This is a genomic window from Pseudomonas sp. NPDC089408, from assembly GCF_044749445.1.
Taxonomy (GTDB): domain Bacteria; phylum Pseudomonadota; class Gammaproteobacteria; order Pseudomonadales; family Pseudomonadaceae; genus Aquipseudomonas.
In genome coordinates, this window is sequence record NZ_JBIVHY010000003.1 from 409229 (window position 1) to 434869 (window position 25641).

Sequence of the window (25641 nt, forward strand, 5' to 3'; positions counted from 1 at the left end):
GATCACAACATCGACGAGCCGCCGTCAAACTTCGTCAGGGTGGTCCAGGTACGGGGCATTGGTTTGCAAAATTTGCATGCGTAGCGGTAGCGGGGCACCCCCATCAGCCGTGATGCAGGTGTAGGCCTTGGACTGGCGGTCTTTACCAGCGTGTGTGTCAAGATTGCGAACTCGCCTGCTGATTGGCTTTTTGGTGATGGCGGAAATCAGATTGAAACTGTACCAATCGTTTGGGTTGATAGCCTGTTCGAGCGGAATAGCCGATAGCGCTTCCGAGTCGACATGGAACAGCTCTGCGTCGCTGTCACTGTCAGCTTCGAATGCCCCAAGGTAACCGTCTTTGCGGCTGATCGTCTTGCGGTGGTAACTCCGGCTGCGGATATAGAGTTTGTATCCTTTTTCTGTGTATCGGAAATAAAGTTGCAAAGGGGTTACCGCTCGTGAGTCGGATGTATGGCAAAGCATGTTGCCTAGTCTCGCTGGCTTTAGCGCAAACCATGAAAAATCGTAAGGGTCAAAGGGCGAGATGTCATGCAGCGCCGAGATGAACCCTAACGTCCCTTCTTTAGCGGCAATTCGTGCGATAAACGAGCGTTGGCGATTGGTCAGTGACATACGTTCTGGATTCCTTGGTGTCAGCGTTTATTCCCAAGGCATACTTGCAGTCGCCAGCAAAACACTGTGGTAATTATCCGACACCTCTGGCCAGCGGCCGGTTACCTCAATGGAGCGTTGTTGTCGGCGGAATGCGTGAGGTGCCGCCGACAATCGACTGATGGACAGAACCAGAAATCAGGCCACTGCCTCGGTGTGCGGCTCAAAGCTGTCCGCCCGCGCCAGTTGCCACATGCGCGAATAGAATTGGCCATTGACCTCGCCAGTCAGCAATTCCCCCGGCTTCAAGAACACATGCATTTGCGAGAACAGCTTGATCTCGGTGGCCGATATGCGCCGTACCAGGTGCTTGGCTTCCAGCTGCTCGGGATGGTTCAACCCCGCCGCAGCCAGCATCTCTGCCAAGGCACGCAAGGTGTTGTGGTGGAAGTTCAATACCCGCTGGGCCTTGTCCGGTACCACCAGCGCGCGCTGGCGTAGCGGGTCTTGGGTGGCCACGCCGGTCGGGCATTTGTTGGTGTGGCAGCTCTGCGACTGGATACAACCGATGGCAAACATGAAGCCGCGTGCCGAGTTGGCCCAGTCGGCGCCAATCGCCAGCACGCTGGCGATGTCGAAGGCGCTGACGATCTTGCCGCTGGCGCCCAGCTTGATCTTGTCGCGCAGGTTCAGGCCGACGAGGGTGTTGTGCACGAACAGCAAGCCTTCACGCAGCGGCACGCCGATATGGTCGGTGAACTCCACGGGCGCGGCACCGGTGCCGCCTTCCTTGCCATCAACGACGATGAAGTCTGGCAGAATGCCGGTTTCCAGCATGGCCTTGGCGATGCCCATGAACTCCCACGGGTGGCCCAAACAGAACTTGAAGCCCACCGGTTTGCCGCCCGACAGTTCACGCAGCTGCGCGATGAACTGCATCATCTCGATGGGGGTAGAGAAGGCGCTGTGGCGCGACGGCGAGATGCAGTCTTCGCCCATCAGCACGCCGCGGGTTTCGGCAATTTCTCGGGTGACCTTGTGTTTGGGCAGGATGCCGCCATGGCCGGGCTTGGCGCCTTGGCTCATCTTGATCTCGATCATGCGTACCTGCGGGGTGCGCGCCTGGGCGGCGAAGCGCTCGGGGTCGAAGCGCCCGTCCGGCGTGCGGCAACCGAAGTAGCCACTGCCCAGCTCCCAGACCAGGTCACCACCGTGTTCGCGGTGGTAAGGGCTGATGCTGCCTTCGCCGGTGTCGTGGTGGAAGTTGCCCAGCTTGGCACCCTGGTTGAGGGCGCGGATGGCGTTGGCGCTGAGCGAGCCGAAGCTCATCGCCGAGATATTGAACACCGATGCCGAGTACGGCTGGCTGCACTGTGGCCCACCCACAATGACACGGAAGCTGGCCGGGTCGGTCAGTGGCGCCGGGCGCATGGAATGACCGATGAACTCGAAGCCGGATTCGTACACATCGATCAGGGTGCCGAACGGTTTGTCCGAGGCTTCATTCTTGGCCCGGGCATACACCAGCGAGCGCTGCGCGCGGGAAAATGGCAGGGCGTCGCTGTCGGACTCCAGCAGGTACTGGCGGATTTCCGGGCGAATGGCTTCGACCAGGTAGCGGATGTTGCCCAGGATCGGGTAGTTGCGGCGCACCGCATGGCGCTGCTGCAACAGGTCGAACAGGCCGATCAGGCTGAGGATGCCGGTGGTCAGGGTGAACGGCCACAACCATTCGTGGTGGATGAAGGGCAGGCTCGCCAACGTGAACAGTACACAAGCGGCGAAGAAGGCGTAGCGGCTGAGAAGTGACAGGCTCATACGGGGTCCTTGCGATGGCGCGGTCAGGCTCAGGGCCTGGGGGCAAACCCCGACCATAGCCAAGTTGCCAAGCCCTGCAAATTAAAATCGGGGTAGCGAAAATCATTCTCGAACCGAACCGAATCAATGGAACCGGACACATGCCGTTGTAGGAGCGGGTTTACCCGCGAATGCTATGGTGAGGCCAACGACGCATTCGCGGGTAAACCCGCTCCCACAGCGTACGCTTGGCGTTTTCGTTTATACCCAATACGCGTCGCGCAGCAGCTTCTGCCGCCAGCTGTCCTGCTCTTGTGCCAGCGCCTCGACCAGATACGAATAGCGCCCGGCCACCCGCACCGCCACCGGCACCCCGTCGCGATACAGCAGGCGATTTCCCCCCACCGCCGGTACCTTGGCCCCCGGCAGCAACGAGCCGATCAGGTTCAGCGGGTCGCTGGCACTCACCACCAGCAGCGCGCCGTCCGTTTCACGACGGCGTACCTGGCGCAGCAACCCCACCGCCTCCGGCAAGGCGAACTGTTCGCCGGCCAGCCCGGCAATGAAGCGCCCGCCCCGAATCTCGCCACGTGCCTCCAGCCGCTGATAGCAGCGCAGCAGCTCACGCCAGGACGGCAGCACATCACTTTCGCGCTCCAGCAGCCGCCAGCAAACCACGCCGTAGCGGCGTAACAGCGTGCGGGCGATATGTTCCAGGCGCTGGCTGTCATCCACTGTGCCCCTGCGCAGCAAGGCCCAGCGCCCGGCATGGGCCATGCTGCTGGACAAGGGCGCATGGCCGCGTCGGCTGTTGCGTGACGTGCGTTTCGCCGCTGGGGTAATCAGGCTGCGCAAGCCGGTAAAGCTGTCGGCGCCCACAAGGCCGGCGCCTACCAGTTCCTGCAGTGCTGTTTCCAGTTCGCTGGGCAGCAGGTGTGCATCGTGTGTCAGTTCGTCAAAGAACAGCGCGCCCTGTGCCTGCAGCACCTCGTACACGCGTTGCGCCCGCGGCCCAAGGCTTTCCAGGGCGGGTACAGGGGCAAGGCTGCGCCACAGGTTCAGGTGCTCACGCGGTAGCAGCACCAGCGGTGTGCTGGACAAGGTATTGCTCGCCACAGTCGCGGCCAGCCTGCTCCAGGCGAACTGCCCGTTGCGGCAGGCATCATCGAGCCAGTGCGGGCTGTAGTCCTTGATGCGCGCCGGCAGCAACTCGGCCTCCCAGGCCCCGGCCGCGCAGGGGAAGCCCTGCAACTGGCCCAGCACTTCGGCCACCGCTTGCGGGCCACGCAGGCGTTCGTCAGTCGCCATATGCTGCCAGTCGAACAGAAAACGCATGAAGTCCTGCAAGCTGACCGGTTCGATCTCGCGGCGCAGGCGTTTGACCGTGTAGCGGTGGATGCGCGCCAGCAGATGGCGTTCGCACCATTGCAGGTCGCTTGCACCAGGGCTGAAATGCCCGCGCAGCACATAGCCTTCGGTTTCCAGGCGGGCCAGCGCCTGCCCGATGTCGCTTGCCGATTTGCTCAAGGGCGCAGCGATTTGCGCCTGAGACTGCGGGCCATGGCCACTCAGGCGGGCGCGCAGCAGCTCGCTCAGTGCGCTATCGGCATCGATGGCCTGGTCGAAGCCGGGGAGTAATTCCAGCGCGGGTTCCAGTCGCGCTGCCGGGTAAAGCGCCAGCATCAGGTTCAGGCGTTCGCGAGCCGACCACAGTGTGGGCTCGGCCAGGCACAAGGCACGCCCGGCCTTGGCCAGTTGCCTCAGTAGCAGATCCCAGCCGGGGTTGGCCTCGACTTCCGCTTGGCTGATGGCGCCCAGGCTCATCAGCGCTTCGTGCATTTCGTCGGGATTGCCCGGCTGCGGCCAGGCCTCGGCCGCGACCGCGGCAATGGCATCGACGTCCAGCGCACCCAGGTCGTCGCCGCTTTGCACTTCGTTCCAGCGCCGGTTCAGCACTGCCTGGGTACGCCGCTCTTCTAAAGGCGCATCGTCGAGGAAGGCGTACGGCCGGGCATTCAGAATCCCCGCAGCCAGCGGCGAGGGGGCGGGCAGGTCGCGACACAGCAGGCGCACTGCGCCGCTTTCCATACGCCGCAACAGCGCCAACCAACCTTCGCTGTCCATCGCTTCATGCAGGCAGTCGTCGAGGGTTTGCTCGACCAGCGGGTGCTCGGGAATCTGCCGCTCGCCGACGATGTTCTCCAGGCAAGCGATTTGGTCGGGGAACACCGCCGCGACCAAGTCTTCGCTCTTCATGCGCTGGATCTGTGGCGCCACCTTGCGCCCGCCCACAAAGCGCGGCAATGCCATGGCCACACCCGCATTCCAGCGCCAGCGCACGCCGAACAGCGGCGCATCGAGCAGGGCCTGGATCAGGATCGCCTCGGCGCTGCGGCTGTTCAGGTAGCGCCACACTTCATCAAGTTCAAAGCTATGGCTGGTGGACAGCGACAGCACGATGGCGTCCTCGCTGGCTGCCGCCTGCAATTCAAAGTTGAAGGTGCGGCAAAAGCGCTTGCGCAAGGCCAGGCCCCAGGCGCGGTTGATGCGGCTGCCGTAGGGCGAATGGATGATCAGTTGGGTACCGCCGGATTCGTCGAAAAAACGCTCCATGATCAAGGTATCCTGCGAGGGCAGGGCGCCCAGCACCTCGCGGGCTCGGGCCAGGTAATCGAGCAACTGGCCGGCACTGTCTTCGCCCAGCTCGAACGTAGCCTGCAACCATGCCTGCACCTCCACCCTGTTGCCGCCGGCCAGCGTCAGTTGCTGGTCGATCTGCGCCTGCAAGCGGGCCACGGCAGCCGACAGCTCATCGCTGCGCCCCGGCGCCTCACCCAGCCAGAACGGAATGGTCGGCGGCAGGCCTTGGGCGTCTTCAACCCTTACCCGGCCAGGTTCGACCCGCAGGATGCGATAGGAGGCGTTGCCCAGCTGGAAGATATCGCCAGCGATACTCTCCACCGCAAAGTCTTCATTGACGCTGCCGATGTTCAGCGCCTGCGGCTCCAGCAACACGCTGTAGTCGGCGTTGTCGGGGATGGTGCCGCCGCTGGTCAGTGCCGTCAGCTGGCTGCCGCGGCGGCCGCGCAAGGTGCCGCTCACTGCATCGCGGTGCAGGTAGGCACTGCGCACGCCCTGGCGGCCGTTGTAACCCTCGGCGAGCATGCGCAGCAGGGCCTGGTAGTGGTTCTGGTCAAGTTCGGCATAGGGGGTGGCCTGGCGCAGGGTGTCGAACAGCGCCTGTTCGTGCCATGGCTGGTTGCTGGCTTCGGCCACGATCTGCTGGGCCAGCACGTCCATGGGTGCCCGGGGGATGTGCAGCTCGTCCAGCTCGCCCCGCCGCACACAGTCGAGCAGCGCTACGCATTCGATCAGGTCGTCGCGCGAGGTGGGGAACAGCCGGCCCTTGGGCACGCCATCGACCTGGTGACGGGCGCGACCGACTCTTTGCAGGAAGGCGGCAATCGAACCCGGCGACTCAATCTGGCAAACCAGGTCGATATCGCCGATGTCGATGCCCAGCTCCAGTGACGCGGTGGCCACCAGCACCTGCAGCTGGCCGCCTTTCAGCCGTTGCTCGGCATCCAGGCGCAGCTCCTTGGACAGGCTGCCATGGTGCGCGGCAACCGCCTCCTTGCCCAGCCGGTCGCTGAGGTGGCGGGTGACGCGTTCGGCCAGGCGCCGGGTGTTGACAAATATCAAGGTGGTGCGGTGTTCGCGGGCCAGGCTGGCCAGGCGGTCATAGACCAGGCCCCAGACATCGGTGGCCATCACCGCGCCCAGCGGTACCGGCGGCACCTCGATGGCCAGGTCGCGCTGGCGCGCATGGCCGACATCGACAACGGCGCAGGGGCGTGCGCTACCGACCAGAAATTGCGCCACCCGCTCGACCGGGCGTTGCGTGGCGGACAGGCCGATACGCCGCAATGGCCGGCCGCCCAGGGCCTGCAGGCGCTCCAGGGTCAGCGCCAAGTGGCAGCCACGCTTGTTACCGGCCAGGGCATGGATCTCGTCGACGATTACCGTGTGCACGCTGGCCAGGCCTTCGCGGCCTGACGCCGAGCCCATCAAGACGTAGAGCGATTCGGGCGTGGTGACCAGAATGTGCGGGGCCAGCTTGCGCATGGCGGCACGTTCCTTTTGCGGTGTGTCGCCCGTGCGGACGGCGGTGGTGATGCGTGGGGCGTGCAGGCCTTGCTCGGCAAGGGCCTGGCTGATGCCTTCGAGCGGGGCCTGCAGGTTCAGGCGAATGTCATTGGACAGCGCCTTCAGCGGTGACACGTAGATCACCTGGGTGTGCGCGGGCAGCTCGCCTTGCTGCTCAAGGCCCTGGCGGAACAGTTCGTCGAGTACGGCCAGGAAAGCGCTGAGGGTTTTGCCCGAGCCGGTCGGGGCGGCCAGCAGCATCGATTGGCCGGCATGGATCAACGGCCAGGCCTGGGCCTGGGCACCGGTGACCGTGGCGAAATGGCGGCGGAACCAGGTGCGCACGGCGGGGTGGAACAGTTCGAGCACCGGGTGGTGTTTGGCGGGCAGGTTCATGGTTTGGTTATGGCGGGGAGCGGGCGCTTTGGCAAGGGGCCGTTCGTCTGGCAGGGCAGTTATAGCCTGTGCCGGCCTCTTCGCGGGTAAACCCGCTCCTACAGGTTTGCGCTGTATCTGTAGGAGCGGGTTTACCCGCGAAAGGGCCGGCACAGGAGAGACTGGCCTTGTCAGGCCAGAGACCCCATGGGATCCTCCCCGGCCAAATTTTCCAGCGAGCCCAGCCCATGCCCAATACCATCCGCATCGCCGCCGCCCTGCTGATCGACCCGCAGGGCCGCACCCTGTTGGTGCGCAAGCGCGGCACCGAGGCCTTCATGCAGCCAGGCGGCAAGATCGACGCCGGCGAAACGCCAGTGCAGGCACTGGTGCGCGAACTGCACGAGGAGCTCGGCCTGCAGATCCACCCGGCCCAGGCCGTGCACCTGGGCCAGTTCAGCGCCCCGGCTGCCAATGAACCAGGCTTTGTGGTTCAAGCCGAGCTGTTCCGCGTCGACAGTGCCGCTGCAGTAGTCCCGGCTGCCGAGATCGAAGAGGTCGTGTGGCTGGCCGCGGACCAGGCGCCAGGCATGCAACTGGCACCGCTGACCCGCGACCTGATCTTGCCGCTATACCGCCAGGCAGTCAGCGTACCGCGCTGACGCCGTCTAGGGTGGCGAACGAGGTGTCCTTGGCAGTCAGCAAAAAGTCGCGCATGTACGGTGCATCCAGCATATCGGTGCGTACTGCCGCGTAAAGTGTGGCAAACAAGCCCTTCTCGCCCAGGCGCTTGCCTTTCACATAGCCGCGCGAGCTATATTCGTGCAGCGCCCAGTGCGGCATGCCGCACACGCCACGGCCGCTGGCCACCAGTTGCATCATCATCACGGTCAGCTCCGAGGTGCGCACGGCAGCCGGTTCGATGTCGGCGGGCTCCAGGAAACGGGTGAAGATGTCCAGGCGGTCGCGTTCTACCGGGTAGGTAATCAGCGTCTGGTCGAGCAGATCCTGCGGCACGATATAGGGCTTGCTGGCCAACGGATGCTGGTTGGCGACCGCCAGCATGGCTTCGTAGGTGAACAGCGGCACGTAAGTAATCCCGGCCAGGTCCAGCGGGTCGGACGTCACTACCAGATCGAGGTCGCCGCGGGCCAGCGCCGGCAGCGGGGCGAAGGCAAAGCCGGACGCCAGGTCCAGTTCCACTTCCGGCCAGGCATCGCGGAACTGGTCGATGGTCGGCATCAACCACTGGAAGCAGCTGTGGCATTCGATCGCCATGTGCAGGCGCCCGGCGGTGCCGCCGGCCAGACGCGCAATGTCACGCTCGGCACCGCGCAGCAGCGGCAGGGTGGCATCGGCCAGTTGCAGCAGGCGCAGCCCCGCGCTGGTGAAGCGGATCGGCTTGGTCTTGCGCACGAACAGCGGCAAGCCCAGGCGCTCTTCCAGCTCCTTGAACTGGTGCGAGAGCGCCGACTGAGTCAGGTGCAGGCGCTCGGCAGCCTCCACCAGGCTGTCAGCCTCGCGCAGGGCATGAAGGGTTTTCAGGTGACGGATCTCCAGCACTACTGACTCCGGGGTTCAGATTTGAAGGGTGTGGGAATGAGTTGAGTTTCCCTCATGTTGGCGGTGCTGTCGACTGGACGTTCGGCCGCACCGCCTGGCGGCAGTCACGAAATTGTCACCGAACTGTGGCAGCGCGCCCGAACAGAATTCATCAGACTCACGCTCTACTGGGAATCTGCATTCTGGTGTTTCTTTCATGCGGGCTTTTTCGCTTTTTCTTTTCTTGTTTTTCAGCGTACCTGCGAGTTTCGCTGAACAGCGTTGTGACGCCCAGGTACCGGTGCAGCGTGCCGAACTGGGCGCGGTCAGCCTGGTGTACCAGAGCGTCGGCGCGCCACGTGCCCCGGCTTTGCTGCTGGTGATGGGCTTGGGTGGGCAGCTGATTCATTGGCCCGACGATGTGGTCGAAGCGTTGTGCCGACAGGGCTTTCGGGTGATCCGCTATGACAACCGTGATGTCGGCCTGTCGCGCTGGAACCAGATGCCGCCGTCGGCCAACCTCACGGTCGAGTTGCTGCGCTACAAGCTGGGGCTGCCGGTGTCGGCGCCTTATACGCTGACCGACATGGCGGATGACGGCTTGCGCCTGATGGACGCCTTGGGCGTGCACCAGTTTCACGTGCTGGGCGTGAGCATGGGCGGCATGATCGCCCAGCACCTGGCAGCCATGGCGCCCGAGCGGGTGCGTAGCCTGACGCTGGTCATGTCCAGTTCCGGGGCGGCGGGGTTGCCGGCACCGGACCCGGCCCTGGTGCAGTTGCTGGCACGGCGCAGTGCGCCGAACCGTGAAGTGGCGATCGAGCAGCAGGCCGATTTGCTGGCGGCACTGGGTAGCCCCGACGTGCGCGATGATCGTGCGGTGTTGCTGCATCAGGCGGCGGTGGCGTATGACCGGGCGTTCAACCCGGACGGGGCCAAGCGCCAGATCATGGCGATTCTGGCTGAGCCGAGCCGTGTGGAGCTACTCAACCAGCTGCGGGTGCCGACCCTGGTGGTACACGGCACGGCCGACCCGTTGCTGCCGGTGATGCATGGTGTGCACCTGGCCGCGCATATCCAGGGCAGCCAGCTGCGCCTGATCCCGGGGTTGGCGCACCGCTTTCAGGAACCGTTCAAGGCGCCACTGCTGGGGGCCGTGCTGCCCTACCTGCAGGTGCATCGGCAGGATGTTACGCATATCGCAGGGCTTTGAATCGGCGTGATCTTCTTCGCGGGCATGCCCGCGAAGACGGCCAGGCCGATGCCGGTCAGTGCATCCGCACCCACAAGGTCACCAGCACGGTCGCAGCCATCAGCCAGGCCACCGTGGCCAGCGCCAGCGATGCTTCCAGGCGCAGGCGGTCGACCAGCACATACAGGGTCGCCAGGTACACGAAGTACGGAATGATCGACCACATGCCGAACGCAATGGTGGTCTTCAGGTCGGCAATGCTGCGCCCCTTGCCGACGATGTAGTGGGCAATCAGGGCGAAGGTGGGAAACAGCGGCACCAGCCCGGCAATGTAGTAGTTACGCGTTTTCGACAGCACTGCCAGCAAAAGCACCACGCCAGCGCCCAGGGCAGCTTTGAATACCAAGTCCACGTTGTCTTTCCAGGTTGGGTTGAAATCAGCCAAGGCCGTACTTTTTCACTTTGTCGAACAGCGTGGTCTTGGCCATGCCCAGCTCCTGGCTGGCCTGGCTCAGGTTGCCGCCGGTGCGTTGCAGGGCATCGCTGAGCAGGTTGCGCTCGAATGCTTCCACCGCTTCGGCAAAGCCCAGGCCCTGGCTGGCGCCACCGCTGGGGCCTTTCTTGAAGGCTGGCAGGCCGAGGGCATAGCGCTCGGCCACGTTGCGCAGTTCACGCACGTTACCAGGCCAGTCGTGGGCCATGAGGCGGGACAGGGTCTGGCTGTCCAGCGTCGGCGTTTCCCGGTCGAAGCGCAGGGCCGACTGCTGCAAAAAGTGTTCGAACAGCTGCAGGATGTCTTCACGCCGCTCACGCAGCGGCGGCAGCTCCAGGGTTACCACGTTCAGCCGGTAATACAGGTCGCTGCGGAACTGGCCACTCTGGCCCAGGGTATCGAGATCGGCCTTGGTCGCGGCGATCACCCGGCAATCCACCGGGATGCTCTGGTTCGAGCCCAGCCGCTCCAGCGTGCGTTCCTGCAGCACGCGCAGCAGCTTGATCTGCAGGTTGATCGGCATGCTCTCTACTTCGTCGAGGAACAGCGTGCCGCCGTTGGCGTGCTCGATCTTGCCGATGCGGCGCTTGCCCGCGCCAGTGAACGCGTTGGCCTCGTGGCCGAAAATCTCGCTTTCGAACAGGTTTTCCGGCAGGCCACCACAGTTCAGTGCCACGAACGGCTGGCCCTGGCGGCGGCTGAAGTCGTGCAGGCAACGGGCGACCAGCTCTTTGCCGGTACCGGTTTCGCCTTCGATCAGCACGTTGGCCGAGGTGTCGGCAACGTTGGCGATCAATTCGCGCAGGTGCTCCATGGCCGGCGAGCGGCCAATGATGCGCCCCTCCAGGCTGCTCTGTTCGACCAGTTGGCGGCGCAGGGCCACCACCTCGCGGGACAGCCCGCGCTGCTCCAGGGCACGGCGCACCACATCGACCAGGCGTTCGGGCGAGAACGGCTTTTCCATGAAGTCGTAGGCGCCGTTACGCATGGCGCCGACGGCCATGTCGATATCGCCATGGCCGGTAATCAGCACTACCGGAAGGCTGCGGTCACGGGCCTTGAGGCGGTTGAGCAGTTCCAGGCCATCGATGCCCGGCAGGCGAATATCACTGACGACGATGCCGGCGAAGTCATCGCCGATGCGCTCCAGCGCCTGTTCGGCACTGCCCACGCCTTCGCAGGCGATGTCTTCCAGGGCTAGCGCCTGCTGGCAGCCGAGCAGCACATGCGGGTCGTCTTCGACGATCAGGACAGTAAGAGGCGCTTGGTTCATGGGTGGTCTGCCGATTCGCTAGGGGGAGAAACCGGCGGCAGGGCCAGGACAAAGGCCGTGCCGCCAGTGGCGGGGTGCTCGACGTTGAGGCTGCCCTTGGCGGCGGCTGCAAGGCTCGCCGACAGGGTCAGGCCCAAGCCCAGGCCGTGCTCGCCCGGTTTGGTGGTGAAGAAAGGTTCGAACAGGTGCTTGCGTGCCTCGGGGTCAATGCCGTGGCCATTGTCGCGCACCTGCAAACGGTACTTGTCGCCCTGCAACTCGCCTTCCAGCCACAGTTGTGGCAGGGGTTGCGCGGCCATGGCGTCGAGGGCGTTACCCATCAGGTTGACCAATATCTGCTCCAGGCGGGTCTGGTCGATGGCCAGTTGCTGGTCCTCGAACTGGTGATGCAACTGCAGGCGGCAGGCAGTGATGCGGTTGGCCAGTACCTGCAAGGTGGCTTCTACCGCCTTGGCCAGCGAGGCCTGGCCGCTGTCGTCGCCACGCCGGGCGAACGAGCGCAGGCTGGCGGTGATGCGGCCCATGCGGTCGATCAGGTCGTTCATGGTGCGCAGGTTGGTGCTGGCGGTTTCCAGTGCCCCGCGTTCGAGGAAGCGTACGGTGTTGCCAGACAAGGTGCGCAACGCGGCCAAGGGCTGGTTCAGCTCGTGGGCGATGCTGGTGGACATTTGCCCGATGGCCGCCAGCTTGCCGGCCTGTACCAGCTCATCCTGGGCGTGGCGCAGGGTTTGCTCGGCATGCCGGCGCTCGCGAATCTGGCCCTTCAGGCGTTCGTTGCTGGCGCGCAGGTCGGCGGTGCGTTCGGCTATCCGCCGCTCCAGCTGGCTGTTGGCTTCTTGCAGGGCTTCGCGGGCGGCCAGGCGGGTGGCGATGACCTTGCGCCGCTCGTTCCAGGCAATGCCGAGAATCGCCAGCAAGGCGAACGCCACGCCTACCAGGATGCCCTGCACCATGGATTCGCGGCGCAGGTCCTGCAGCGGCGTCAGCAGGGTGAAATGCCAGGGCGTGTCAGCCAGGCGCCGCGTTTGTGCCAGGTAGGCCACTTCGTGGGGCTTGCCCTGGGCGGTTTCGCTGTTGGCCGGGAAGGTCAGTTTTTCCACACCATCGGCCAAGGTTTCCCGGGCCAGTGGCTGCAGCTCGTTCAACGGCCACCAGTAGTACTGCAGGCTGCGCGCCAGGCGTTCCTTGATTTGCGGGGTCAGCGGGCGCACCGACTTCAGGCGCCGGGCCGGGTCGCTGGAAAGGATGATGATGCCGTTCTCGTCGCTGACGAACGCTTCCAGGCGGGCACGCTGCCAGCGCTCTTCAAGGGTATCCAGGCGCACTTTGATCACCGCCACGCCAATGATCTTGCCGTGTTCCTCCAGGCCGTGGGCCAGGTAATAGCCGGCCTCACCCGTGGTGCTGCCGATGCCGTAGAAGCGCCCGGGCTCACCGCGTACGGCAGTCTGGAAGTAGGCGCGGAACGACAGGTCTTCACCCAGGAACGAGTCAGCATCGCGCCAGTTGCTGGTGGCCTGCACCCGGCCATTGGTGTCGAGCACGAAGATCGCCCGGCTGCGGCTGCGCCGGTTCAGGCCCTCGAGGTATTCGTTGACTGCCTGGCGCGAACCGCCATCCGGGTCGGTGAGCAGGTGCGAAACGCTGTCTTCCAGTTCCAGCAGGCTCGGCAGGTAGGTGTACTTGCTGATCTCGCTCTCGACCGTGCGCGCGTGCAGCTCCAATTGGCGTTCGCCGTTTTCGCTGAGGCTGCGGATACCATTGCTTTCGCTGATCAAATAGCCAGCCATCCCCAGGCCGACCATCAGCAGGATGATCAGGGGCGGCAGCAGCAATTGGCGGAGCAGGCGGGAATTCACGGCAGGCTTGGCAGGGAGAAGAAGCGAAGGGTCGCATTTCATCACAGTGGCCTTGTCACGACCAGCGCCAGCTGCCCGAAAGGGCAGCGGCACCAACCGGTTCAGTGAAGCAAAATCAATGCTGCAGGATCTTGCTGAGGAAGTGCTGGGTACGCTCGTGGCGGGCGCTCGGGTCGCCGAAGAAGGCTTCCTTCTGGCAGTCCTCGATGATGTTGCCCTTGTCCATGAAGATCACGCGGTTGGCCACTTTGCGGGCGAAGCCCATTTCGTGGGTTACGCACATCATGGTCATGCCTTCGTGGGCCAGTTCGACCATCACGTCGAGAACCTCGTTGACCATTTCCGGGTCCAGGGCCGAGGTCGGTTCGTCGAACAGCATGACGATCGGGTCCATCGACAGGGCGCGGGCAATGGCCACGCGCTGCTGCTGGCCGCCAGACAGTTGGCCTGGGTGCTTCTTGGCGTGGGCGCTGAGGCCGACGCGGTCCAGCAAGGCCAGGCCTTTCTTGGTCGCTTCCGCTTCACTGCGGCCGAGCACCTTGCGCTGGGCGATGGTCAGGTTTTCGGTGATCGACAGGTGCGGGAACAGTTCGAAGTGCTGAAACACCATGCCGACCCGCGAGCGCAGCTTGGGCAGGTTGGTCTTCGGGTCGGCGATCGAAGTGCCATCGACCACGATGTCGCCTTTCTGGAACGGCTCCAGCGCGTTGACGCACTTGATCAGGGTGGACTTGCCGGAACCCGACGGGCCGCAAACCACCACCACTTCACCCTTTTTCACTTCGGTGGTGCAGTCTGTGAGCACCTGGAAGTCGCCGTACCACTTGTTGACGTTCTTGATGGAAATCATACGGTGATCCTTTTTTGCAGGCGCTTGACCAGCCACGAAGCGGAGAAGCTGATGATGAAGTACACGACACCGGCGAAGATCAGGAACTCATGGGAGCGCCCGATAATGTCGCCGTTGGAGCGTGCCGAGTTGAGGAAGTCCACCAGGCCCACGGTGTACACCAGCGAGGTGTCCTGGAACAGGATGATGCTCTGCTGCAGCAGCAGCGGGGTCATCTTGCGGAAAGCCTGGGGCAGGATGATCAGGCGCATGGTCTGGCCGTAGGTCATGCCCAAGGCCTGGGCGGCGCCCATCTGGCCCTTGGAGATCGACTGCACACCGGCGCGGACGATTTCGCAGAAGTACGCGGCTTCGAACATCATGAACGCCACCACGCACGAGGTGAAGGCACCCACCGGGGTGTCCTCGCCGGTGATCCAGCGCAGCACGAACGGTACCGCCAGGTAGAACCAGGTGATCACCAGCAGCAGCGGGATCGAGCGGAAGTAGTTGACGTAGGCACCGGCCACGCGCGACAGCAGCTTGCTCGACGACAGGCGCATCAGGGCCAGGAGGGTGCCCAGGGCAATACCGCCAACCACACCCATGACCATCAGTTGCAGGGTCAGCAACATGCCGTCCCACAAGGCGGGCAACGCAGGGATGATTTCGCTGAAATCCATTTCCATTTACTTGCCCCCCACGGAAATCAGGCCTGGCACGGCGACTTTCTTCTCGATCATGCGCATCAGCAGCATCAGGCCCATGTTCAGGGTGAAGTAGATCAGCGTGGCCAGGGTGAAGGCCTCGAACAGGTTGGCCGAGAACTCGGCGGTCTGCTTGGTTTGCGCCAGCAGCTCCATCAGGCCGATCAGCGAGGCGACCGAGGAGTTCTTGAACACGTTGAGGAATTCCGACGTGAGCGGTGGAATGATGATCCGGTAGGCTTGCGGCAGCAGCACGTTAGTGTAGATCTGCGGCAGGCTGAAGCCCATGGCACGGGCGGCGGCTTCCTGGCCACGCGGCAGCGCCTGGATGCCGGTACGCACTTGCTCACAGACGCGGGCGGCGGTGAACAGGCCCAGGCAGATGACCACGCTGATCAGCGCCGAGGTGGTCGGGTTGAGGTCTTGCTTGAACCATTCCTGCAGGCCTTCGGGCAGCAGGTCCGGTACCAGGAAGTACCAAATGAACAGCTGCACCAGCAGCGGCACATTGCGGAACAGCTCCACGTAGGCGGTGGCGATGCCCGACACCAGGCGGTTCGGCACGGTACGCATCACACCCAGTATCGAGCCCAGCAGCAAGGCAATGATCCAGGCGGAAATGGCGATGGCGATGGTCCAGCCCAGACCGGTGATGTACCAGTCCAGATAGGTTTCGCTGCCCACGCCGGTGGACTTGAAGAACACGCCCCAGTCCCAGTTGTAATTCATCGGGATTTCCCCTCAGACGGTTGTTTCACGGGCACCTTCCAACATCCGAGGGCGTTAAGCCCTCGGATGAAAGGTTAGACACTAACGGGTGGCCTGCAGGTTTAATTCGCGCTTTGCAGCGCAGCGGGCCACAGGCTGGGGGTCAGGACTTCTTCTCGTCCGCTGCCTTGTCGGTCGGCTCGGCGATCAGTTTCTTCAGCTCGTCGCTCATCTTGAACTGCAGGTTCAGGCCCTTTGGCGGGATCGGCTGCTGGAACCACTTGTCGTAGCTCTTCTGCACGTCGCCCGACTTGTAGTAGGCGACGATGGCGTCATCGACCGCTTTCTTGAAGGCCGCGTCATCCTTGCGCACCATGCAGCCATAGATTTCGTACGACTGTGGGGTACCGGTGATGACCCAGTCCGACGGTTTGCGCGCCTTGGCCATTTCGCCGGCGAGCAGGGCGTCGTCCATCATGAAGGCCACGGCGCGGCCGCTTTCGAGCATGTTGAAGGCTTCACCGTGGTCCTTGGCGGAAATCACGTTCATCTTCATCTGCTTGTCGGCGTTCATCGCCTTGAGCAGGCGCTCGGAAGTGGTGCCGGCGGTAGTCACGACGTTCTTGCCGGCCAGGTCCGGGAAGTCCTTGTACGCAGGTTGACCGTCCTTGACCTTGGTCAGCAGACGGGTACCGACTTCAAAGATGCCCACGGTGAAACCGACTTGCTGCTGGCGCTCGACGTTGTTGGTGGTAGAGCCGCATTCCAGGTCGACGGTGCCGTTCTGCACCAGCGGGATGCGGGTCTGGGAGGTGACCAGGTTGTACTTGACCTTGATGTCGGTACCCAGTTGCTTCTTCAGGGCATCTACGACAGCCAGCTGGATGTCATGCGAGTAACCCACGGGCTCGGGCTTGCCGGCCAGGTAGGAAAACGGGATGGAGGAGTCGCGGTGGCCCAGGGTGATGGTGCCCGAATCCTTGATCTTCTTCAGGGTGCCGGTCAGCTCTTCGGCCATGGCCGGTGAAGCGATCACAGCGGCCGCGATGGCGGCGCCCAGCAATTGACGAACGATACGCATCAAATTTTCCTCGACGTGTTTGTTTTTTTTATGGAGCCGTTGGCGGACTCTTCGTTCAACGAATACAGCAAGAAGCGAGTGCATTCGGCTCCAAGTGTAGAGCATGAGTCGTGCCAAGCCCTGATATCGATCATAACGCCAGCAAATTCATGGCAAGCGGACATTTTTGCGTTGAAGACGGGTTTATTCCTTTCCGGATTACCGAACGCATGCCTTGTGCGCGTTCGGTAATCCGAATGAGTGACTTGATCGGCCAGCTATATCTACCGCATTGGGAAGCGATCAGCGTGATCTGCTCAGTGCTTTTCAGCGCAGAGATCGAGTCATGGCTCCAAACCAGAGGTTTACCCCGGCGTCCGTCGAAGAATTGGTCGCCCAGCAACTTCCAGCATGGCTGGCGACCGCAGAGCCAACGCACCTTGCGGGTTATCACCAGGCGTTGGCATGGCAACAGCGCCTTGCCGAAGACGTACAGCATGTACTGGCAAGCATCGTGTCCATCGATGCGTTCGCAACGCCTCTTTTGCGGTCGGCGCTTCGCGACGCCGGCCTCGGTGAAGTGGACCCGGCCCGAGCTTATGTAATGATCAGCGAAGAGTTTCAGCTACCGTCCGCAGCCGAAAAACTCTACAAGCCGAGCATTTCCCACACGACCCGGCAAAGCCTGCTCGCGGCAGCTCTGCACAACTTCGAAGCGCACGAAACCCAGCCATGGTTGCTGCGCAAAGCGCACCTGGCCGCCCCGGATGGAACACGGTTGGGGATGACCTTTGAAAGCTTCGCCCGTTTGTGCCGCACACTGGATATCGGTGCGAAGTACCAGGCACATCTGAACACGGTCCTGCAACCCAGGGCAGGGCGGGGGCAGCCCGCGGACCACAACCGCAAGCTTATCGAGCAGCGCTTCGAGGACAGTGTGCGGGCCCAGCTGACTACCTCACTCTACGAGGCGAGGCTGAAGCGTCAGTTGGATGAGAGAGATCTGCAACGGCTGTTGAGCATGCTGGATCCCCTGCCTGTGGCATCGAGCACGGGCGCATTTACGCCGCGCCAACTGTATCTGCTGGGCAAATGCATGGTCTCGATCATCGCCCTGGAATGGCGACCGGCGGGGCGCTCGGAGGTAGATGAGGTGGTTATCTGGATCCCCGGTGATCCGGACAAGCAGCTGTATTTCTACGACTCCTGGCCTGAGGTGTACCGCGATCTGGCGATACGGCTGCGATCGGCCTCGTTTCGCAGCTTTTTCAACCGCTTCGTCAAGGCTGAGGATCGCAGCCAATTCGAGCTGGCCCTGTCAGCTCAGCTTGCGCCCGGTAATCGCACTGCGGTGGAACTGGACGGGCGTCACTTCGCCGTGCAAGGCGACGTGTTCAAGCATGTGCGCAGCTTGCTGGTCAGTAAACTTTACGACGATGCCCGCTATGTGGCCGTTCCCACGGGTGAGCAGGATCGCCTGAGCAGGCACCGACGCTTGCAGGAAATGCTCTCGGCCGGCCTGGATTTGTTGGGCCTGGCTGCGTTCGTGGTGCCGGTTCTCGCAGAGGTGATGTTGGTAGTTAGCGCCGCACAGTTACTCGATGAGGTGTACGAGGGTTATCAGGATTGGCAATTGGGCAACAGGCAGGGCGCATTGGACCATCTGTTTGCCGTCGCCCAAACGTTGGCGCTTGCCGGCGCGACGGTAGGCGCGGTGGCCGCACTGAAGCGGGCGCCTTTTATCGAGGCGCTGGAGCCCACATACGTCCCTGGCAGCCGACTGAGGCTGCGCCACAATCCTCGCTACCCGGCGGCCGAAGAGGGGGCTTTGATATTGTTCGCAGGCCTGGACGGCAACAGCTTTGCGCAACTTGGGTTGGATCAAGCCGAACAGCTTCTACAGGTCACCGGCATGCGCCTCGATCATCTTCGCCGTTTGCACCTCGAGCGAGCGCCTGCACCTGCCCGGCTACTGGACATGGCCGAGCGCCTCGAACTGCACGCACGCCAACCTGAGCTTTACGGCATGGCCCTGGAAGCGGCACTCACTGATCAGCGGCCAGCGTTAACACTGGGCCAGCAGCAGTTGTTGCAAGCGTTCGAAGGGTTGTCCGCCCGAGGAGCGCAGGAAATCATCGATCACGCCACTGCGTCTCAGCAAGCCCTGTTGGAGGGAGGCCGAATACCGCTGGCCATGGCAGAGCGCGCGCGTTGGTATGTACGCGATACACGGGTTGATCGGGCATGCCTGGGTATCCGCCTGCACAAAATGGTCAATGCCGACAGCGAGCAACTGGTGCTTGGGCTTATCGAAGGCAAAGCGCCGTGGCCCGCCTCGCAACGTATCCAGTTGCGCCTGGGTAGCCGCGACGGTCAGTTACTGTGGGCAAGCAGGCGCGCGCCTGAGCAACAGCTGTCCACGATCATTCGGCACACGGATGGCTATACCGTCGTCGACGAGGCGGGCCAGCCCAGGCGTGCCGGTAAGCTCAGCTTCCTCAACGCGGTGCTGCAGAGCCTGGATGACCGACAAAAAACTGCGTTGGTTGCACCCGGGATGCGCCTGCAACAGCTGCGTGACTGGCTGCTGGAAAGCGCTGCAGCCGAACGTGAGCGGGCCGCTTCGCTGATCGGGCTGCCGGCCGTCGGTGCGGGGGTGCGACCGCCCAGGCGCTTTGCCGACGGGCGACTGGGCTATCCACTGAGTGGCGGCGGGGAAAGTAGCCGGCGGGCAATACGGCGCGGCATCCATCAAATATTTCCGACCCTCAGCGAAACACAGCTCGACGCCTACATCGACGCCGTACGTCAGCGTGGCGACAATCTGTGGAATCACTACATGATGCTGCAGCGCCAGCTGACCCAGCTTCGTGAAACCCTGCGAGCCTGGCAGAGCGACTGGGCCACGCCAGCCGACGCTATCCGCCGTCGCCGGGTGGCTGACACGTTACGGCGCAGCTGGCGACGAAAGTTGGTGGATGGCGCCGACCAATACGAACTCACCATCGACGGTGAGCAGGTGCGGGCCCTCCCGACCTTGCCGCCGGGTGTCGACTACGTTCACATACAGCGCCTGGCTTTGCGCAACATGCGTCTGGAAAACATCGATGCGCAGTTTCTAGCCTTGTTCCCGAATCTCGTCGACCTAGACCTCAGTGGCAACCGCTTCGAACGCATACCTGAAGGTATAGAGCACTTGACCCAGCTGCGGGCGTTGAACCTCGGCAACAACCGCATTGAAATGGATGAAGCCGGCAGTGTTCGGCTTTCCCAGCTCGGCCGCCTCGATACACTCATCCTTAGCTACAACCCGCTCAATGGGTTGCCGGACCTGTCGGCCCTGCCACATATCCGGGACGTGCGTTTGCGCTCCACAGGCCAAACCGACGTCAGCCGGCTGCACCAGCACTTCGCATGGCAGGCGCATATCGACCTGCGGGACAACACCATTACCGAGTTGAGGCGTGAAATGCGGGGTTTGCAACTGCGGTTGCAGCGGCTGAACCTGCACGACAACCCGTTGACTGAAGAGTCGGCGCACTACTATGACGACGCGCGTGGTGTTACCGACGCGGGTACGAGAGGCAGCGTGTCCTACCAGCATCGGCTGCTCAACGAGGAGACCCGCTCGCTGTGGGCAGCTACCAGCAATGACCTGCTGCGAGCGCAACGCGAGGCCACCTGGGACACCCTGCTGCAGGAGTCCGGTTCGGCTGGGTTGTTCAGGTTTCTTGCCGACTTCACCGCAACGGAAGACTTTCTGACCGACCCCAAGCACTATCGTGGGCGGATATGGCGCGTGCTCGATGCCTGCGAGAACAACGAGGAGTTGCGTGAGCACCTGTTCCGCGAGGCCGACGCGCCGCGCAGTTGTGAAGATCGCCTGCTCTTGCTGCTCAACCAGATGGAGGTGGGTATCCTCGCCTACCAAGGTATTGATGGCCTCCCACTGGCAGCACGAGAAGCGCGCCTGCTTCGCCTGGGCCGCCAATTACACCGGCTCGACCTGCTGGACGATGTCGCCAACCGCCATACCCAGCGGCTGCTCCAGGAAGGTTTGCGCAGGGTGGACGAAATCGAAGTCCGTCTCTACTACAGGTCGCGCCTGAGCGCCGTGCTTGATTTGCCGGTGCCGCCCGATGACATGCATTTTGCCTCGTTCGCCAATGTCAGCAGGGCAGACCTGTCACGTGCCGAAATCGAAGTGCTGCAGGCCAGTACGCCGGTAGCGATGCTGGCCAGCCTGGCGGAGCGCCATTTCTGGCAAACCTACCTGCGCCAGACCTACCCGGAGCGCTTCGAGGCCGTGGCGGCTCCTTTTCATGAGCGCATGGAGGCCCTGGAGGCGCACGCCAGGCTCAGCCAGGAAAACGACTACGTCCAGCGTGCATCAGAGCTGATGCGCCAGCATGCGTCCGAAGAATCAAACTTGATCCGCACGCTGACGGCAGAGATCTGGGCGCGTTCGCAATATGCCAACCCAGAGCGACTGGTATGACGCAGCGGGCGCAGTGCTCAACGTCAAGCGGCCTCGATATCCCGCTGCTGCCGTTCACGCTGTTGCAGGTACTGCCTGAGCACCTGCTGTTCAGCGGCGCTGGTGAATAGCCCCAGCTTGGTGCGACGCCACAGGATATCGTCGGCGTTGCACGCCCACTCCTCGCGGCACAGATAATCGACCTCACCGCTGAACAAGCCTGCGCCGATCGGCTGACCCAAGTCTTCCGGCCCTTCCACGCCCTTCAGCAGCCCCCATACGCGGTTGCCGTAAGTCAGCGACCAGCGCTTGGCGATGTCCACTGGCAACCAGCCGTAACGGGCCAGCAGCGCGTCCACCAATGCTTGGGGCGAGCGCATGTCTTCACCGCCCGGCAGTGGAGCAGTGGCCGTCCAGCTGCTACCCATGTGAGGGAAATGCGCCTTGAGCTCGGCCATGGCCGATTCGGCAAGCTTGCGGTAGGTCGTCAACTTGCCGCCAAACACCGAGAGCAACGGTGCCTGGCCTTCGCCGGCGGAAAGCGCCAGGGTGTAGTCACGGGTGACGGCGGACGGGTTGTCCGATTCGTCGTTGCACAGCGGCCGCACGCCAGAGTAGGTATGCACGATGTCGTTGCGGCCGAGCTGATGGTTGAAGTGCTCATTGACCACCTTAAGCAGATAGTCGGTTTCCTGCTCGGTAATGGCTACCTTCGCCGGGTCGCCGCTGTATTCGCGGTCGGTTGTGCCGATCAGGGTAAAGCGTTCCAGATACGGGATGCAGAATACGATGCGCTGGTCTTCATTTTGCAGGATGTAGGCCTGTTCGCCTTCGTACAGGCGCGGCACGATGAGGTGGCTGCCCTGGATCAGGCGGATGCCATAAGGCGCATCGAGTTTAAGGTCGTCCTTGATGAAGCTGGCGACCCAAGGGCCGGCGGCGTTGACCAGAGCACGGGCGCGAATGCTCTGCAGGCTGCCATCGGCATGCTGTAGCTCAACCTGCCACAGGCCGTCCACGCGTTCGGCGCGCAGGCAACGGGTGCGGGTATGGATGTGCGCACCATTTTCGCGGGCGGCCATGGCATTGAGCACCACAAGGCGGGCGTCATCCACAGCGCAGTCGGCGTATTCGAAACCGCGGGTGATCGCAGGTTTGAGCGGGTAGGCCGGGCCGAAGCTCAGGCTGCGCGAGGCGCCCAGGCGCTTGCGCTTGCCCAGGTGGTCATACAGGAACAGCCCCGCGCGGATCATCCAGGCCGGACGCAGATGCGGGCGGTGCGGTAGCACGAAACGCATAGGTTTGACGATGTGCGGCGCCTTGGCCAGCAGCACTTCCCGCTCGGCCAGCGCTTCGCGAACCAGACGGAACTCGTAGTGCTCCAGGTAGCGCAGGCCACCGTGTATCAGCTTGCTGCTGGCCGACGAGGTGTGCTGCGCCAGGTCGTCCTTCTCACACAGGAACACTTTAAGGCCGCGCCCGGCGGCGTCGGCAGCGATGCCCACGCCATTGATGCCTCCGCCGATCACGGCGAGGTCATAGCAGTCGGCGAGTGCGGGCTGGGACGAAACGGGCTGGGACACGGGCAAGGCCTCCTGGGGCTGTTCACATCGAATATGAACATTGATGTTCGTTTCCGAAAATACTAGCGCAACAGAAAGCGAGTAGCCAGTCAGTCTTTATAGAAAAAACTGATTAGATGACAATAAATGAACATTTCCGAAAATTTTGGGTGGTCGGGGTGATCGGTTTGAAAGATGTGTCGCCTGTCAGATCGAGCGCCGCCCGCGCGGCGCTTCGCGGGGCAAGCCCGCTCCCACAGATTGTTTCGGACCAGTCACTTCTGTGGGCTCACCGCTGTCCGCCTTGTTTGTTCCATTCGAACGAAGGGAGCGCAGTTGCTCATAATCAATCTCGAGGCATGCACCAAGGCCGCAACCCACCTGGCACAGGAGTCATTGGCCCGAAACAGATGTGGGAGCGGGCTTGCCCCGCGAAGCGCCGCGCGGGCGGCGCTCGATCTCAAGGCGCCAAAAGGCTCAAGGCATGCATCCTGCGCCCCAATAGTCACACCACCTCAAGCCGAATCTTGTACTGGTTCAACAACTGGGTAAGCGCAGGCGTCGGCGCCAGGTCGGTCACCAGGCAATCGACCAGGCTGATCGAGCCCAGGCGCACCATGGCGTTGCGCCCAAATTTGCTGGAGTCAGCGGCGAGGATCACTTGTCGGGCGTTGGTGATGATCGCCTGGGACACGCGCACTTCCTGGTAATCGAAGTCGAGCAGGCTGCCGTCTTCGTCAATGCCACTGATACCGACCAGGGCAAAATCGACCTTGAACTGGTTGATGAAATCGACGCTCGCCTGGCCCACCACGCCGCCATCACGGCGCACCGTGCCGCCGGCCACCAGCACTTCGAAATCATCTTTGGCAGCAAGAATCGCGGCCACGTGCAGGTTGTTGGTGATGACTTTCAGGTGGTTGTGGTTCAGCAGTGCCCGGGCGATGGATTCGGTGGTCGTGCCGATATTGATGAACACAGACGCGTGATCGGGAATCTGCCGGGCCACGGCTTCGGCGATGCGTTGCTTTTCGTCACGCATCTGGTCGGCGCGCATGGCGTAGGCGGTGTTCTCGACACTCGAGTCGTACGCGGCACCACCGTGGTAGCGACGCAGCAGGTTGAGCTCGGCCAGCTGGTTGATGTCACGGCGAATGGTTTGTGGCGTCACAACGAACAGCTGCGCCATTTCTTCGATACTGACGTAACCGCGCTCGCGCACCAGTTCGAGGATTTGTTGTTGGCGTGGGGGCAGATTCATAGGCGGTCCTTTTGGGCTGCCGGACAAATTCTGCAATGATGCCGTAGGAAGGGGACTACGGCCAGTAGACGAGCGATGCCATTGCCTTACACGGTCCCTGTAGGAGCGGCCTTGTGTCGCGATCGGGCCGCAAAGCGGCCCCAGGTTTTTCACGTCAAGGCGAGTATTGCTGGGGCTGCTTTGCAGCCCGATCGCGACACAAGGCCGCTCCTACAAACGATCGCAAGGCATCAAGCTTCGTGATCTTCCCAGTCACGGGTGCGGTCGACCGCCTTCTTCCAACCGGCGTACAGCTTTTCTTTCTGTGACTCATCCAGCTGCGGGCTGAACTCACGCTCGATGATCGCCTTGTCACGCAGTTCTTCCAGGCCACTCCAGAAACCACAGGCCAGGCCCGCCAGGTAGGCGGCACCCAGCGCCGTGGTTTCGCGCATCTTCGGCCGCTCTACGCAGGTGCCGAGGATGTCGGCCTGGAACTGCATGAGGAAGTTGTTGGCTACCGCACCACCATCCACGCGCAGTTCAGAAAGGCGCTGGCCGCAGTCCTGCTGCATGGCATCGAGTACGTCGCGCGTCTGGTAGGCAATCGACTCCAGTGCGGCGCGGATGATGTGGTCCACCTTCACGCCTCGGGTCAGCCCGAACAGCGCGCCACGGGCATATGGGTCCCAGTACGGCGCACCCAGGCCGGTAAAGGCTGGCACCAGGTAAACACCGTTGCTGTCCTTGACCTTGCTGGCAAAGTACTCGGTGTCCAAGGCGTCGTTGACGATCTTCAGCTCGTCACGCAGCCACTGCACAGTGGAACCACCGTTGAACACAGCACCCTCCAAGGCATAGGCCACTTCGCCGCGGGGGCCGCAGGCGATGGTGGTAAGTAGGCCGTGGGACGACTTCACCGCCTGGTCGCCCGTGTTCATCAGCAGGAAGCAGCCGGTGCCATAGGTATTCTTGGCCTGGCCAGGCTCCACGCACATCTGCCCGAACAGGGCCGATTGCTGGTCACCGGCGATACCGGCGATGGCGATGCCGCTCTTGGTGTGTCCGTACACTTCCGAGGACGGGCGCACCGCCGGCAGCATTTGCCGCGGGATGCCGAGGATTTCCAGCAGCTTGTCGTCCCACTGCAGGCTGTGGATGTTGAACATCAGCGTGCGCGAGGCGTTGGTGTAGTCGGTGACGTGTACCTTGCCACCGGAGAATTTCCAGATCAGCCAGGTGTCGATGGTGCCGAACAGCAGTTCGCCACGCTCGGCGCGCTCACGGGCGCCTTCGACGTTGTCGAGGATCCACTTCAGCTTGGTCCCGGAGAAGTACGGGTCGGTAACCAGGCCTGTGGTTTCGCGAATGTAATCTTCATGGCCTTCGCGCTTGAGCTGGGCACAGATTTCGGTGCTACGGCGGCACTGCCAGACAATGGCGTTGTACACCGGGCGCCCGGTTTCCTTGTCCCACACCACAGTGGTTTCACGCTGGTTGGTAATACCCAGCGCAGCGACCTGCGCGTGGCTGATACCCGCCTGGGCCAAGGCTTCGACCATGGTCGCGCTCTGCGTGGCAAAGATCTCCATCGGGTCGTGTTCAACCCAGCCCGCCTGCGGGTAGTGCTGGGCGAACTCGCGCTGGGAGGTGCCCACTACATTGGCGTCACGATCAAAGATGATCGCTCGCGAACTGGTGGTGCCCTGGTCCAGGGCGATGATGTAGTTCTTATCCTGGGTGTCTGTCATGGTCGTAGGCCTTGCAAGAATAGGGGGTCAGGGCTG

At 62.8% G+C, this 25641-nt stretch carries 18 protein-coding genes; 4 read left to right on the forward strand and 14 right to left on the reverse strand.

Annotated features, from left to right (window positions below; translation table 11 throughout):
* Positions 1 to 24: 24 nt before the first annotated feature.
* From ACIP02_RS07700 to ACIP02_RS07710, 3 genes are all read right to left on the reverse strand, one after another.
* The gene (locus ACIP02_RS07700) at positions 25 to 615 is read right to left on the reverse strand and encodes a hypothetical protein (RefSeq protein ID WP_400614835.1); all 591 of its coding nucleotides are present in this window, start codon (positions 613 to 615) and stop codon (positions 25 to 27) included.
* A 177-nt stretch (positions 616 to 792) separates the two neighbouring features.
* Positions 793 to 2412 carry an FMN-binding glutamate synthase family protein gene (locus tag ACIP02_RS07705; protein ID WP_400614838.1) on the reverse strand — a complete coding sequence of 540 codons (1620 nt, stop codon included), beginning with the start codon at positions 2410 to 2412 and terminating at the stop codon, positions 793 to 795.
* Between the two features lie 240 nt (positions 2413 to 2652).
* Positions 2653 to 6933, reverse strand: coding sequence for a DEAD/DEAH box helicase (locus tag ACIP02_RS07710; protein WP_400614841.1), 4281 nt, complete (start codon positions 6931 to 6933; stop codon positions 2653 to 2655).
* A gap of 227 nt (positions 6934 to 7160) precedes the next feature.
* Here ACIP02_RS07710 and ACIP02_RS07715 point away from each other — a divergent pair, with 227 nt between their 5' ends.
* The gene (locus ACIP02_RS07715) at positions 7161 to 7574 is read left to right on the forward strand and encodes an NUDIX domain-containing protein (RefSeq protein ID WP_400614844.1); all 414 of its coding nucleotides are present in this window, start codon (positions 7161 to 7163) and stop codon (positions 7572 to 7574) included.
* Here ACIP02_RS07715 and metR read toward each other — a convergent pair.
* Positions 7558 to 8475, reverse strand: a complete 918-nt coding sequence (gene metR / locus ACIP02_RS07720) for a transcriptional regulator MetR (protein ID WP_003258025.1) — start codon at positions 8473 to 8475, stop codon at positions 7558 to 7560. The genes ACIP02_RS07715 and metR overlap by 17 nt on opposite strands.
* 54 nt (positions 8476 to 8529) lie before the next feature.
* Here metR and ACIP02_RS07725 point away from each other — a divergent pair, with 54 nt between their 5' ends.
* The gene (locus tag ACIP02_RS07725; protein ID WP_400615066.1) at positions 8530 to 8730 is read left to right on the forward strand and encodes a hypothetical protein; all 201 of its coding nucleotides are present in this window, start codon (positions 8530 to 8532) and stop codon (positions 8728 to 8730) included.
* Complete coding sequence (locus ACIP02_RS07730) at positions 8672 to 9667, forward strand: alpha/beta fold hydrolase (RefSeq protein WP_400614847.1); 996 nt, start codon at positions 8672 to 8674, stop codon at positions 9665 to 9667. Before ACIP02_RS07725 ends, ACIP02_RS07730 begins: the two co-directional genes overlap by 59 nt.
* 55 nt (positions 9668 to 9722) lie before the next feature.
* Here ACIP02_RS07730 and ACIP02_RS07735 read toward each other — a convergent pair whose 3' ends face one another.
* The 7 genes from ACIP02_RS07735 to ACIP02_RS07765 all read right to left on the reverse strand — a co-directional run bounded on the left by ACIP02_RS07735 (position 9723) and on the right by ACIP02_RS07765 (position 16596).
* On the reverse strand, positions 9723 to 10058 hold the full coding sequence (locus ACIP02_RS07735; RefSeq protein ID WP_400614850.1) for a GlpM family protein: 336 nt from the start codon (positions 10056 to 10058) through the stop codon (positions 9723 to 9725).
* Positions 10059 to 10083: 25 nt separating this feature from the next.
* Complete coding sequence (locus ACIP02_RS07740; RefSeq protein WP_400614852.1) at positions 10084 to 11412, reverse strand: sigma-54-dependent transcriptional regulator; 1329 nt, start codon at positions 11410 to 11412, stop codon at positions 10084 to 10086.
* A complete protein-coding gene (locus ACIP02_RS07745) occupies positions 11409 to 13313 on the reverse strand; it encodes an ATP-binding protein (protein ID WP_400614855.1) in 1905 nt (634 codons plus the stop codon). The genes ACIP02_RS07740 and ACIP02_RS07745 overlap by 4 nt, the downstream gene beginning before the upstream one ends.
* Before the next feature lie 73 nt (positions 13314 to 13386).
* Positions 13387 to 14121 carry an amino acid ABC transporter ATP-binding protein gene (locus tag ACIP02_RS07750; protein WP_060512719.1) on the reverse strand — a complete coding sequence of 245 codons (735 nt, stop codon included), beginning with the start codon at positions 14119 to 14121 and terminating at the stop codon, positions 13387 to 13389.
* Positions 14118 to 14789: an amino acid ABC transporter permease gene (locus ACIP02_RS07755; RefSeq protein ID WP_400614857.1), complete on the reverse strand. Its 672-nt coding sequence runs from the start codon at positions 14787 to 14789 to the stop codon at positions 14118 to 14120. Before ACIP02_RS07755 ends, ACIP02_RS07750 begins: the two co-directional genes overlap by 4 nt.
* Positions 14790 to 15536, reverse strand: a complete 747-nt coding sequence (locus ACIP02_RS07760) for an amino acid ABC transporter permease (protein WP_400614859.1) — start codon at positions 15534 to 15536, stop codon at positions 14790 to 14792.
* A 142-nt stretch (positions 15537 to 15678) separates the two neighbouring features.
* Positions 15679 to 16596, reverse strand: a complete 918-nt coding sequence (locus tag ACIP02_RS07765; protein WP_400614862.1) for a glutamate/aspartate ABC transporter substrate-binding protein — start codon at positions 16594 to 16596, stop codon at positions 15679 to 15681.
* 325 nt (positions 16597 to 16921) lie between these two features.
* On the opposite strand from ACIP02_RS07765, the gene ACIP02_RS07770 reads away from it, so the two are divergent.
* On the forward strand, positions 16922 to 21073 hold the full coding sequence (locus ACIP02_RS07770; protein ID WP_400614865.1) for an NEL-type E3 ubiquitin ligase domain-containing protein: 4152 nt from the start codon (positions 16922 to 16924) through the stop codon (positions 21071 to 21073).
* Positions 21074 to 21096: 23 nt separating this feature from the next.
* Here the strand turns inward: ACIP02_RS07770 and glpD are convergent, their stop codons facing one another.
* From glpD to glpK, 3 genes are all read right to left on the reverse strand, one after another.
* Entirely contained in the window at positions 21097 to 22635 is a 1539-nt protein-coding gene (glpD, locus tag ACIP02_RS07775) for a glycerol-3-phosphate dehydrogenase (RefSeq protein ID WP_400614867.1), read from the reverse strand.
* Positions 22636 to 23119: 484 nt separating this feature from the next.
* Entirely contained in the window at positions 23120 to 23875 is a 756-nt protein-coding gene (gene glpR / locus ACIP02_RS07780) for a DNA-binding transcriptional repressor GlpR (RefSeq protein ID WP_400614870.1), read from the reverse strand.
* A 230-nt stretch (positions 23876 to 24105) separates the two neighbouring features.
* Complete coding sequence (gene glpK, locus ACIP02_RS07785; RefSeq protein WP_400614872.1) at positions 24106 to 25605, reverse strand: glycerol kinase GlpK; 1500 nt, start codon at positions 25603 to 25605, stop codon at positions 24106 to 24108.
* Between the last annotated feature and the right edge of the window lie 36 nt (positions 25606 to 25641).